This is a genomic window from Pseudomonas sp. PA-1-6B, assembly GCF_021609545.1.
GTDB lineage: Bacteria > Pseudomonadota > Gammaproteobacteria > Pseudomonadales > Pseudomonadaceae > Aquipseudomonas > Aquipseudomonas fluorescens_BV.
Map to the genome: position 1 here is coordinate 37764 of NZ_WJZM01000024.1, position 11970 is coordinate 49733.

Consider the following 11970-nt stretch of genomic DNA (forward strand, 5'->3'; position numbering starts at 1 on the left):
TGAGGGAGGGTTGGCTCCCTCAGGACATAAGCTTAGTCAGGTATCAGATTTTTACTTCTGGCGCTGGTTTGTCGCTAGGGTTAGCGATCAGCTCCTTGACCTTGTCGCTCATCGGGAAGTTAAGGTTCAGGCCTTTCGGTGGGATCGGGCTTTCGAACCATTTGGCGTAGATCTTGTTGATCTCGCCGGACTTGTACAGGGCGACAATGGCGTCATCCACGGCTTTCTTGAAGTCCGGGTCGCCTTTGCGAACCATGCAAGCGTAGGCTTCAAAGGACTGCGGAGTACCGGTAATGACCCAGTCGTCCGGCTTCTTGGCCTTGGCTTCTTCACCGGCCAGCAGGGCGTCGTCCATCATGAATGCAACGGCGCGGCCGCTTTCGAGCATCTGGAAGGATTCGCCGTGGTCTTTGGCGGAGATAACGTTCATGCCCATCTGCTTGTCGGCGTTCATCGCCTTGATGATGCGCTCGGACGTGGTGCCGGCGGTGGTCACGACGTTTTTGCCTTTCAGGTCGGCAAAGTCAGCGTAGGACGGCTTGCCTTCCTTGTCTTTCTTGACCAGCAGGCGGGTGCCGATTTCGAAGATGTTGACGGTGAAATCAACTTGCTGGGCGCGTTCGGTGTTGTTGGTGGTGGAGCCGCACTCCAGATCCGCGGTGCCGTTCTGGATCAACGGGATACGGGTTTGCGAGGTCACCAGGTTGTACTTGGCTTTGAGGTCGGGTTTGTTCAGGTCTTTTTTCAGTTGCTCGACAACGGCCAACTGGATGTCGTGGGAGTAGCCCACGGGTTTGCCCGAGCCATCCGCGATGTAGGAAAACGGAATGGAGCTGTCGCGGTGAGCGAGAGTGATGGTGCCGGAGTCGTTGATTTTCTTCAGTGTGCCGGTGAGTTCGGCGGCAAAAACTGGAGTGCTGATCAGAGCAGCAGCGATAGCTGCGCCCAGGATATGGGGAACGATGCGCATCAATACTTCCTCGACATTTGTTTTTTTTATGAAGCCAGCTGAACGGCTCTCTTGTACAGCGACTGCCCGTGACGGCTCCTAAGGCGCCTCAGGCAATCGTTGAAGAGTGTAGAGCATGAGTCGTGCCATACCGAAAATAAAAGGATAACTTCATGATTTATATGAAAATTAACTTTTTGTGTCGGCAGTATTTTCGGTCGGTAGTCCGGCAAACCGAATAGGGCAGAGGGGAGTGTTCGGAAAACCGAATAGTCCGTAGGAGCGAGCTTGCTCGCGAAAAACGAAAAAACGCCGCGTTTATGCTGAATAAACGCGGCGCTCTCGGGTTTTTCGCGAGCAAGCTCGCTCCTACACTGGGGCGGTCAGGCGGCTTCGATCTTGCTGCGGTTCTGCTCGACCTTGGACAAGTAGCGTTGCAGGTTTTCCTGCTCTTGCGGCGTGGTGAACAGGCCAAGCTTGGTACGGCGCCACAACACGTCCTGTGGTTGTGTCACCCACTCTTCGGCGCACAGGTAGTCGACTTCGCGGGTATAGAGGCCGCCACCCAAGTGGTCACCCAGATCGGCGAGCGATTGCACGCCCTCCAGCAGGCGCCAGGTGCGGCTGCCGTAGGTGGTGGACCAGCGACGGGCGATCTCGCTCGGTACCCAGTCGAACTTGGCGCGGATGGCATCGGCCAGGGCTTCTGGGGTAGTCATGTGTTCGCCACCGGGCAGGCTGGCTGTGGCAGTCCAGCTTGGGCGCATCTGGGTGAAGTACGGCGCCAGTTGGGCCATGGCCGACTCGGCCAGTTTGCGATAGGTGGTCAGCTTGCCACCGAACACCGACAGGATCGGTGCTTCGCCGGTGCCGCCGGACAGCGACAGGGTGTAGTCACGCGTAATGGCCGACGGGTTGTCCGACTCGTCATTGCACAGTGGGCGCACGCCGGAGTAGGTGTGAACAATATCGTCGCGGCTCAGCTGTTTCTTGAAGTGCGCGTTGACCACCTTGAGCATGTAGTCGGTTTCACCTTCGGTAATCGCGACTTTTGCCGGATCGCCGGTGTATTCGCGGTCGGTGGTGCCGATGATGGTCAGGTGGTTCAGGTACGGAATGGTGAAGACGATGCGTTGGTCTTCGTTTTGCAGAATATGCGCGTGAGCACCCTCGTACAGTCTCGGCACGATCAGGTGGCTGCCCTGGATCAGACGAATGCCGTACGGTGAATCCAGCTTCAGGTCGTCCCGGATGAATTTGGCCACCCATGGGCCGGCGGCATTCACCAGGGCGCGGGCGCGGATCGAGAACAGGCTGCCGTCGGCACGTTCCATGTTCATTTCCCACATGCCGTTGCTGCGCTTGGCGCTGACGCAACGGGTCTGGGTGTGGATGTGCGCGCCTTTCTCGCGGGCAGCCATGGCGTTAAGTACCACCAGGCGGGCGTCGTCGACCCAGCAGTCGGAGTATTCAAAGCCTTTGGTGATTTCGCTTTTCAGCGGGCTGTCGGCACCGAACTTGAGGCTTTTGGAACCCGCGAGCTTTTCGCGCTTGCCCAAGTGGTCATAAAGGAACAGACCAGCGCGAATCATCCAGGCCGGGCGCAGGTGCGGGCGGTGCGGCAGTACGAAGCGCATTTGCTTGACGATGTGCGGTGCCTTGGCCAGCAGTACTTCGCGTTCGGCCAATGCTTCACGCACCAGACGGAATTCGTAATGCTCCAGGTAACGCAGTCCACCGTGGATCAGCTTGCTGCTGGCCGATGAGGTGTGGCTGGCCAAGTCATCCTTTTCGCAAAGGAATACCGACAAACCGCGACCGGCTGCGTCTGCTGCAATCCCGACGCCATTGATCCCGCCACCAATTACGGCAACGTCATAGACTTCGGCAAGCGGTGGAGCAGGCAAGGTGGAAGGGTTCATCGGCTGGCCTCGCGATCTTTTCGTCTTTGAATTCGAACATGAATGTTCATTTGCGAAAATGGTAGCTGATAATTGCGGGCACAGCCACCCGACTTCGATTGAAAAAACTCATCGAAGGGTGGAGAAAGGAAGAATTATGAACAAAGGTGAATGTATGGGTGTTAGTGAGGCCGTCATCGCGGGCAAGCCCGGCTCCCACATTTGATCGCATTTCAAACTGTGGGAGTCGGGCTTGCCCGCGATGACGCCTGAACAGGCGCTAAACGACTTCCAGCCGCACCTTGTGCTCATTCAGCACTTGCACCAACGCCGGCACCGGCTGCTGGTCAGTCACCAGGCAGTCCACCAGGCTGATCGGCCCCAGGCGAATCATGGCATTGCGCCCGAATTTGCTGGAGTCCGCCGCCAGGATCACCTGCCGCGCATTGGCGATGATTGCCTGGGAAACCCGCACTTCCTGGTAATCGAAGTCCAGCAGGCTGCCGTCCTCGTCGATCCCGCTGATGCCCACCAGGGCAAAGTCGACCTTGAACTGGTTGATGAAGTCGACACTGGCCTGGCCCACCACACCACCGTCACGGCGCACATTGCCGCCGGTGAGCAACACATCGAAGTCGTCCTTGGCACTGAGCATGGTGGCGACGTTGAGGTTGTTGGTGATGATTTTCAGGTGGCTGTGATTGAGCAGCGCACGGGCGATGGATTCGGTGGTGGTGCCGATGTTGATGAACAGCGAGGCGTGATCGGGAATCTGCGCGGCGATGGCTTCACCGATGCGTTGCTTCTCGTCGCGCATCTGGTCGGCACGCATGGCGTACGCGGTGTTCTCGACACTGGAGTCATAGGCTGCGCCGCCGTGGTAGCGGCGCAACAGGTTGGCGTCCGCCAGCTGGTTGATATCGCGGCGGATGGTTTGCGGGGTGACAACGAATAGCTGCGCCATTTCCTCGATACTGACGTACCCGCGTTCGCGGACCAGTTCGAGGATTTGTTGTTGGCGGGGAGGCAGATTCATGGGGCGTCCTTTGGGCTGCCATACAAAAGTGGCCCATGATGACGCAGGAATCCGCTCCCTGCCAGTTACAACCTACCGTAAGCCAGCGCTTGGCTTATTCGGCGCCTTCGTGCGGCTCCCAGTCACGGGTGCGGCTCACAGCTTTCTGCCAGCCGGCGTAGAGTTTCTCTTTGGCCGCCTCATCCAGCTGTGGCTCGAACTCGCGCTCGATTACTGCCTTGCCGCGCAACTCGTCCAGGCTGCCCCAGAAGCCACACGCCAGGCCCGCCAGGTAGGCCGCGCCGAGGGCGGTGGTCTCGCGCATTTGCGGGCGTTCTACCTGGGTGCCGAGGATGTCGGCCTGGAATTGCATCAGGAAGTTGTTGGCAACCGCGCCGCCGTCCACGCGCAGGGCCTTGAGGCGTTCGCCCGAGTCCTGTTGCATGGCGTCGAGGACGTCGCGGGTCTGGTAGGCAATCGACTCCAGGGCTGCGCGAATAATGTGGTCTACGCGTACGCCACGGGTCAGGCCGAACAGTGCGCCACGGGCATACGGGTCCCAGTAGGGCGCGCCGAGGCCGGTGAAGGCGGGTACCAGGTACACGCCGTTGCTGTCCTTGACCTTGCCGGCAAAGTATTCGGTGTCGTGGGCATCGTTGATGATCTTCAGCTCGTCACGCAGCCATTGCACGGTAGAGCCACCGTTGAAGACCGCGCCTTCCAGGGCATAGGCCACCTCGCCGCGTGGGCCGCAGGCGATGGTGGTGAGCATGCCGTGCTTGGATTTCACCGCCTTGTCGCCGGTGTTCATCAGCAGGAAGCAGCCGGTGCCGTAGGTGTTCTTGGCCTGGCCCGCTTCCACGCACATCTGGCCAAACAGGGCCGCTTGCTGGTCACCGGCAATGCCGCCGATAGCAATGCCGCTCTTGGTACGGCCATAGATTTCCGACGACGACTTCACTTCAGGGAGCATTTCCCGCGGAATGTCGAGAATCTCCAGCATCTTCGCATCCCACTCCAGGGTGTGGATGTTGAAGAGCATGGTGCGCGAAGCATTGGTGTAGTCGGTGACGTGGGTCTTGCCGCCGGTAAATTTCCAGATCAGCCAGCTGTCGACGGTGCCGAACAACAGTTCGCCATTGCGCGCACGTTCGCGGCTGCCTTCGACGTTGTCGAGGATCCACTTGAGCTTGGTGCCGGAGAAGTACGGGTCGGTCACAAGGCCCGTGGTGTCGCTGATGTATTGCTCATGGCCGTCGCGCTTGAGCTGCTGGCAGATCTCGGTACTGCGGCGGCACTGCCAGACAATGGCGTTATAGATCGGGCGGCCGGTGATCTTGTCCCAGACCACCGTGGTTTCACGCTGGTTGGTGATACCGATGGCGGCCACCTGGTCATGGTGCAGGCCGGCCTGCGCCAGCGCTTCGACCATCACCGCGCTCTGGGTGGCGAAGATTTCCATCGGGTCATGTTCAACCCAGCCAGCCTGCGGGTAGTGCTGGACGAATTCACGCTGGGCGGTACACACCACGTTGGCGTCACGATCGAAGATGATCGCCCGGGAACTGGTGGTGCCCTGATCAAGGGCAATGATGTAGTTCTTATTCTGAAGGTCGGTCATGTCAATTGCCTTGGACGAAATAAGGAAGTCAGAAATCAGCCTGGGCCGCGAAGGGCAGGGGGCCAGGCTGGCGCTTTCAGGAAATACGAGTCTTGCCGTTGACAGCCGTGTCAGGTGTTTCTTCAGCGATAGCCGGTGCGGCGCTCGGCAGGTGGCGAGCAATCAGCCCGCGATAGGCCGCAGCGCCCAGGCATGCGCCGACAATCGGAGCGAAAATCGGCACCAGGAAATAAGGAATATCGCGACCGCCAGTAAAGGCCATTTCACCCCAACCGGCGAAAAAGGTCATCAGCTTGGGACCGAAATCCCGTGCCGGGTTCATCGCAAAGCCAGTCAACGGGCCCATGGCGCTGCCGATTACGGCGATCAGCAAACCGATCAGCAGGGGGGCCAGGGGGCCACGTGGCAGGCCGTTGTTATCATCGGTCAGAGCCATGATCACGCCCATCAGGATGGCGGTGATGACCATCTCCACCAGGAATGCCTGGGCCGTGCTCAGCAGCGCATGGGGATAGGTGGAGAACACCGACGCCAATTCCAGGCTGGCTTGTGAGCCGCGGACCATGTGGTGGGTTTGTTCGTAATCGAAAAACAGATTGCTGTAGAGCGTGTACACCAGGGCGGCGGAGCAAAAGGCGCCGGCGACCTGGGCAAGAATATAGAAGGGCAGTTTGCGCTTTTCAAAATCGGCAAAGATGCACAGGGCGATACTGACCGCCGGGTTGAGGTGAGCCCCGGAAATACCGGCACTCAGGTAGATCGCCATGCTCACGCCGACCCCCCAGATGATACTGATTTCCCACAAGCCAAAGCTCGCACCCGCGACCTTGAGCGCGGCGACGCATCCTGTACCGAAGAAGATCAGCAGCGCGGTGCCCAGGAATTCGGCCATGCATTGGCTCGAAAGTGAAGGCTGTTGAAGAGCAGTTGTCATGGAAAACCTCAATTGTTGTTCTTGTCTTGCGCACTGCCTCAACGGGCGGTTGCGCGATTTTCACCGTGACGAGGATCCCCATCCTTAGCCGCGGCTTACTGCTGGAGCACTGATGGACTATTCCTACAGTATTCGGAAACGAAAAAATATAGACAAGAATGACCGCTGTCAAAGGTCGAAAGTGAACCATTGGTCACTTTCGAACTATTGGTCTGATGAATGATCACGCCGTGTATCCCGGAGCTGTGAGCCAGCAGCGCTTGAACTAGAGCGTTTTGCCGGCGCTTGGCCTAGAATTGGGCACCTGTTTTCCCTGCCGGAGACGCCATGACGCCCGCACTGGATTTGTTGAAAAAAGTTCGCGCCGAACATCGCATTCACAGTTATGAACATGACCCCAAGGCGGCGTCATATGGCCTGGAAGCTGCGGAGAAATTGGGCCTCGACCCGGCGCAGGTGTTCAAGACGCTCTTGGCGAGTAGCGAGAAGGGCGAATTGTTGGTGGCCGTGGTGCCGGTCGTCGGAAGTCTGGACTTGAAAGCCCTGGCTCACGCTGCGGGTGTGAAGAAAGTCGAAATGGCTGACCCGGCAGCGGCGCAGCGTTCCACCGGTTATCTGTTGGGCGGCATCAGCCCGCTGGGTCAGAAGAAGCGGCTGCGAACGTTTATCGATGAAACGGCGCAACCCTTTGCAACGATTTTTGTCAGCGCGGGCAGAAGAGGATTGGAAGTCGAATTGCCAGCAGCGGTGTTGGCTGAACACACCCAGGCCAAATTCGCACCGATCGGGCGGGCCTGATAATTATTCTTTGAAGTCTATGAGGATCAAATGTGGGAGCTGGCTTGCCTGCGATAGCATCAACGCGGTGTAACAGATAACCCGAGTTGTCTGCATCGCAGGCAAGCCAGGTCCTACATTCCGACCCGGTTTTATCAGTGAGCGACGCTGTGGCGGCGCACGCCTGACTCAACAGCAGGAATCTGCGCCGCTGTGCTGCCGGATGCCTGGAACACCACCAAATGCTCAGCCGCCACACGAATCCCCACCTCTGCGCCCACTTGGTGATCGGCATGGCTGGGGAAAATCGACTCCAACTGAGCGCCGGTCGGCAACTGTAACCGGTACAGCGTTGAGGCGCCGAGGAAGGTCTTGCCGACGATCCGGGCTTTCAACGCGCTGTCCGGCGCATACACGATATCGTCCGGGCGCAGCAGCACGTCCACCGCAGCGCCGGTCGGCAAGGTGTAGGCACGGTTGCCGCGCAGGTCGCCCAGTTCAGTGCTGACCGATTCGGGCGAGTTCAGCCGACCACGGATGAAATACCCCTGGCCGATGAAACTGGCAACGTAAGGCGTCTGCGGTTCGTGATAGAGGTTGTAGGGCGTGTCCCATTGCTCAAGACGACCCTCCTTGAACACGCCGACATGGTCGCTGACCGCGAAGGCCTCTTCCTGATCATGGGTTACCAGGATCGCGCTGGTGCCGCGAGCCTTGAGGATGTCGCGCACTTCATGGCTGAGCTTGCGGCGCAGTTCGCCATCGAGGTTGGAAAAGGGTTCATCCAGCAACAGCAGTTGCGGCTCCGGCGCCAGGGCCCGGGCGAGGGCGACGCGTTGTTGCTGACCACCGGAAAGCTCATGGGGGAAGCGCTTGCCCAGGTTCTTCAAGTTGACCAGTTCCAGCAACTCGGCAACTACGCGCTCTTTTTGCGGGTGCTTGCGAATGCCAAAGGCGATGTTGTCAGCCACGCTCAGGTGCGGGAACAACGCGTAGTCCTGGAACACCATGCCGATACGACGTTTTTCCGGGGCGAGGGTGAAACCGGCACGGGAGATGACTTCGCCCGCCAGGCTGATTTCGCCTTCATGCACCGGCTCAAAGCCAGCAATCGCGCGCAGGGTAGTGGTCTTGCCACACCCTGAAGAGCCGAGCAGGCAACCGATATCGCCGGCGTTGAGGTGCAGGTTGAGGTTCTGCACGACGCGCTGGTCTTGATAGCCGCATGCCAGATTGCGCAGGTTCAGCAGTAATGATTGGCTCATGCGTGGTGGTACGACGGTGGTACGAGGAATTCGAGCAAGGCTTTTTGCGCATGCAGGCGGTTCTCGGCCTGATCCCACGCGACTGAGCGCGAATCGTCGAGCAGGTCCTGGCTGATTTCTTCGCCCCGGTGGGCGGGCAGGCAGTGCATGAACAGCACGTCTGGCGCGGCCAGGTCGAGCAACGCACGGGTCACCTGAAACGGCGCGAACCTGGCCAGGCGCTTGGCGGTCTCGTCTTCCTGGCCCATGGAGGTCCAGACGTCGGTACTGACCAGGTGTGCGCCGACCACCGCATCCTTCGGATCGCGCAGCAGTTGCACACGGCCATCGGCCTTGGCCATGAACTCCGCGCTGGGCTCGTAGCCTTCAGGGCAGGCGATGCGCAGGTGGAAGTCGAACTGGATCGCCGCTTCTATATAGCTGTTGCACATGTTGTTGCCATCGCCGATCCAGGCCACGGTCTTGCCTTGGATCGAGCCACGGTGTTCGAGGAAGGTTTGCATGTCGGCCAGCAACTGGCAGGGGTGCAGGTCATCGGACAGGCCGTTGATCACGGGCACACGGGAGTTGGCGGCAAATTCGGTCAAGGTGCTGTGGGCGAAGGTACGGATCATCACGGCATCGAGCATGCGCGACATCACGATGGCGCAATCGCTGATCGGCTCACCACGGCCCAATTGGGTGTCGCGCGGTGACAGGAAGATGGCCTGGCCACCCAGCTGGATCATGCCGGCTTCGAACGACAGGCGTGTGCGGGTCGAGGACTTTTCGAAAATCATCCCGAGTACCCGGTTTTTCAACGGCTCAAACAGTACACCGCGGTTACGCAGGTCTTTAAGCTCAATGCCTCGACGGATCACGCTGACCAGCTCTTCGGGCGTGCAATCCATCAGGGAGAGAAAGTGCCTTGCGCTCATCATTAACTACCTTTTGCAACAGACCGCAGATACTCAAAGCCTTGTTTATTGCGACAACGGGCGAGACCTGCGGCGAAAGCCGCACGGGGCGACGAAATAGGGGAAGACGCGATATTGACATTAAATGTCGCGTTTTACCAATAGGGCTACGGCTTTAGGGGTGTTCAAGCAGGGCGCTGGCGCGCGTTTGAAGACGAATTCCTGACAGCAGCGAGCCATTTGTACACTGGCGTCCAGGCCTTTTGCAATGCGCGGGGGCGGGCTTGGGCCAGGTCGCGTCGGTTTCAGCGCCTGCCGACAAGGTTTCTGAAACATTTGCTCATGCTTAGCCATGCCCTGGCCTATGCCCGTCGATTCACAACGCGAAGGTTGCTGGCGCGCCAAGTGGTCGCGGCCCATAGTTGAGTCAAAGCCCCTATAAAAGAGACTGGCCATGACCAAGACTCTCCACCACCGTGCCTGCCACCTGTGCGAAGCCATCTGCGGCCTCACCCTGGAAACCACCCAAGCCGAAGACGGTAGCCTGGCGATCACCTCGATCAAGGGCGACCCTCTGGACAGTTTCAGTCGCGGCCACATCTGCCCCAAGGCCGTGGCCCTGCAGGACATCCAGAATGACCCAGACCGCCTGCACCAACCCATGCGACGGGTGGGCAGCGAATGGCAGCCGATTGCCTGGGATGAAGCCTTTGCCCTGGTGGCCGAGCGGCTTGCGGGTATCCAGGCGCGGCATGGGCAGAACGCGGTGGCGGTGTATCAGGGCAACCCAAGCGTGCATAACTATGGGTTGATGACCCACAGCAACTACTTTCTAGGGCTGTTGAAGACGCGCAATCGTTTTTCCGCGACCTCGGTAGACCAACTGCCTCATCACCTCACCAGTCACCTGATGTACGGCCACGGCCTGTTGTTGCCCATACCCGATATCGACCAGACCGACTTCATGTTGATTCTCGGCGGCAACCCGCTAGCTTCCAATGGCAGCATCATGACCGTGCCCGATGTGGAGAAACGCCTCAAGGCCATCCAGGCGCGGGGCGGAAAAGTGGTGGTGGTCGACCCTCGGCGCAGCGAGACGGCAGCCATCGCCGACCAGCACGTGTTCGTGCGCCCCGGCGGCGATGCGGCATTGTTGTTTGGGGTGCTCAACACTTTGTTCTCCGAAGGGCTGACACGCGACAGCCATTTGCCGGTGCAAGGCCTGGATGATGTACGCAAGGCGATTACCGGCTTCGATGCCGAGGCCATGAGCCGCCAGTGTGCGGTGCCTGCCGAGCAGATTCGCCAGTTGGCCAGGGACTTCGCCGGCGCTGACAAGGCCGTTTGTTATGGCCGCATGGGGGTCTCGACCCAAGCGTTTGGCACGCTGTGCCATTGGCTGGTGCAACTGATCAACCTGGTGACCGGCAACCTGGACCGCGTCGGCGGCGCGCTCTGCACCAGCCCCGCGGTGGACCTGGTGGCCTCCACCAGCGGCGGCCATTTCAACCGCTGGCAGAGCCGCGTGTCCGGGCGACCGGAGTACGGCGGAGAACTGCCGGTGTCAGCCCTGGCCGAAGAAATGCTGACCGAGGGTGAAGGGCAGATCCGCGCCCTGGTGACGGTGGCCGGCAACCCGGTACTGTCCACGCCTAACGGCCGCCAATTGGAACAAGCCCTGGACGGGTTGGAGTTCATGGTCAGCATCGACCTGTATATCAACGAGACCACGCGTTATGCCGACCTGATCTTGCCCTCCACCTCGGCGCTGGAAAACGATCACTACGACACCACCTTCAATTTGTTCGCGGTACGCAATGTCACACGCTTCAATCGCGCCATCCTGCCCAAGCCTGAGGGTGCATTGCATGACTGGGAGATCTTTGTCGGCTTGGCCAAGGCGTTTGCGGCGCACACTGGCGCGGTGCTCAAGCCCACCCTGCCACCGGCACAGATGATCGACTTTGGCCTGCGTGCGGGTGCCTATGGTGACGCATCCAGTCATAAACTGTCGGTGGCGATGTTGGCGGATCATCCCCATGGCGTCGACCTGGGGCCGCTCAAGCCCAACCTCGCGGCACGTTTGAAAACCGCGGATGGCAAGGTGCAAGCGGCACCGGCCGTGATCCTGGCCGACCTGGCGCGTTTCGCCGCGCAGCCGGTGCCGGTGGCCGACGAACTGCTATTGATTGGCAGGCGGCATGTGCGCAGCAATAATTCCTGGATGCATAACTATCACCGACTGGTGAAGGGTAAGCCACGCCATCAACTACTGATGCACCCCGATGATCTGGCTAGCCGTCAGTTGAGCGATGGCCAGCGGGTGCGGGTGAGTTCGCGTATCGGTATGGTCGAAGTGGAAGTAGCGGCCAGCACGGACATGATGCCGGGTGTGGTCAGCCTGCCTCACGGCTGGGGCCACGGTCGTCCGGGCGTGCAGATGAGCATCGCGAGCAGCCAGCCGGGGGCGAGTGCCAATGACTTGACCGACGAGCGGCAATTGGACGAGTTGTCGGGTAATGCGGCGCTCAACGGCGTACCGGTGAAGGTGGCGGCGGCCTGAGCATCCTGCTGGATTTTTGCGTTACAATGCGCCACCGTGCCGACCCGTG

The 11970-nt window shown here is 59.7% G+C and carries 9 protein-coding genes; 2 read left to right on the forward strand and 7 right to left on the reverse strand.

The annotated features are described in order from the left end of the window. Positions 1-43: 43 nt before the first annotated feature. The 5 genes from GIV35_RS13460 to GIV35_RS13480 form a co-directional block, all read right to left on the reverse strand. Positions 44-970 (reverse strand): glutamate/aspartate ABC transporter substrate-binding protein, encoded by a 927-nt coding sequence (locus GIV35_RS13460; RefSeq protein ID WP_003188957.1) that lies wholly within the window; start codon positions 968-970, stop codon positions 44-46. Positions 971-1332: 362 nt separating this feature from the next. Further along, positions 1333-2871, reverse strand: a complete 1539-nt coding sequence (glpD, locus tag GIV35_RS13465) for a glycerol-3-phosphate dehydrogenase (RefSeq protein WP_105225905.1) — start codon at positions 2869-2871, stop codon at positions 1333-1335. Between the two features lie 259 nt (positions 2872-3130). Then, positions 3131-3886 carry a DeoR/GlpR family transcriptional regulator gene (locus GIV35_RS13470; RefSeq protein WP_003188962.1) on the reverse strand — a complete coding sequence of 252 codons (756 nt, stop codon included), beginning with the start codon at positions 3884-3886 and terminating at the stop codon, positions 3131-3133. A gap of 94 nt (positions 3887-3980) precedes the next feature. After that, positions 3981-5486, reverse strand: a complete 1506-nt coding sequence (gene glpK, locus GIV35_RS13475) for a glycerol kinase GlpK (RefSeq protein WP_032893327.1) — start codon at positions 5484-5486, stop codon at positions 3981-3983. Positions 5487-5562: 76 nt separating this feature from the next. Further along, positions 5563-6420 (reverse strand): MIP/aquaporin family protein, encoded by an 858-nt coding sequence (locus GIV35_RS13480; protein ID WP_014717136.1) that lies wholly within the window; start codon positions 6418-6420, stop codon positions 5563-5565. 327 nt (positions 6421-6747) lie between these two features. Here GIV35_RS13480 and ybaK point away from each other — a divergent pair, with 327 nt between their 5' ends. Next, on the forward strand, positions 6748-7218 hold the full coding sequence (gene ybaK, locus GIV35_RS13485; RefSeq protein ID WP_057021816.1) for a Cys-tRNA(Pro) deacylase: 471 nt from the start codon (positions 6748-6750) through the stop codon (positions 7216-7218). A gap of 134 nt (positions 7219-7352) precedes the next feature. On the opposite strand, the gene GIV35_RS13490 is transcribed toward ybaK, so the two are convergent. Further along, the gene (locus GIV35_RS13490) at positions 7353-8462 is read right to left on the reverse strand and encodes an ABC transporter ATP-binding protein (protein WP_034126462.1); all 1110 of its coding nucleotides are present in this window, start codon (positions 8460-8462) and stop codon (positions 7353-7355) included. Then, positions 8459-9379, reverse strand: coding sequence for an ornithine carbamoyltransferase (gene argF / locus GIV35_RS13495; protein ID WP_200648446.1), 921 nt, complete (start codon positions 9377-9379; stop codon positions 8459-8461). The genes GIV35_RS13490 and argF overlap by 4 nt, the downstream gene beginning before the upstream one ends. Before the next feature lie 433 nt (positions 9380-9812). On the opposite strand from argF, the gene GIV35_RS13500 reads away from it, so the two are divergent. Then, positions 9813-11921 (forward strand): molybdopterin oxidoreductase family protein, encoded by a 2109-nt coding sequence (locus GIV35_RS13500; protein WP_105225907.1) that lies wholly within the window; start codon positions 9813-9815, stop codon positions 11919-11921. Positions 11922-11970: the final 49 nt, after the last annotated feature.

Bases quoted from the DNA above. Each gene is read 5' to 3' on its own strand.
- GIV35_RS13460 (WP_003188957.1), bottom strand. From the start codon at position 970: ATGCGCATCGTTCCCCATATCCTGGGCGCAGCTATCGCTGCTGCTCTG.
- glpD (WP_105225905.1), bottom strand. From the start codon at position 2,871: ATGAACCCTTCCACCTTGCCTGCTCCACCGCTTGCCGAAGTCTATGAC.
- GIV35_RS13470 (WP_003188962.1), bottom strand. From the start codon at position 3,886: ATGAATCTGCCTCCCCGCCAACAACAAATCCTCGAACTGGTCCGCGAA.
- glpK (WP_032893327.1), bottom strand. From the start codon at position 5,486: ATGACCGACCTTCAGAATAAGAACTACATCATTGCCCTTGATCAGGGC.
- GIV35_RS13480 (WP_014717136.1), bottom strand. From the start codon at position 6,420: ATGACAACTGCTCTTCAACAGCCTTCACTTTCGAGCCAATGCATGGCC.
- ybaK (WP_057021816.1), top strand. From the start codon at position 6,748: ATGACGCCCGCACTGGATTTGTTGAAAAAAGTTCGCGCCGAACATCGC.
- GIV35_RS13490 (WP_034126462.1), bottom strand. From the start codon at position 8,462: ATGAGCCAATCATTACTGCTGAACCTGCGCAATCTGGCATGCGGCTAT.
- argF (WP_200648446.1), bottom strand. From the start codon at position 9,379: ATGAGCGCAAGGCACTTTCTCTCCCTGATGGATTGCACGCCCGAAGAG.
- GIV35_RS13500 (WP_105225907.1), top strand. From the start codon at position 9,813: ATGACCAAGACTCTCCACCACCGTGCCTGCCACCTGTGCGAAGCCATC.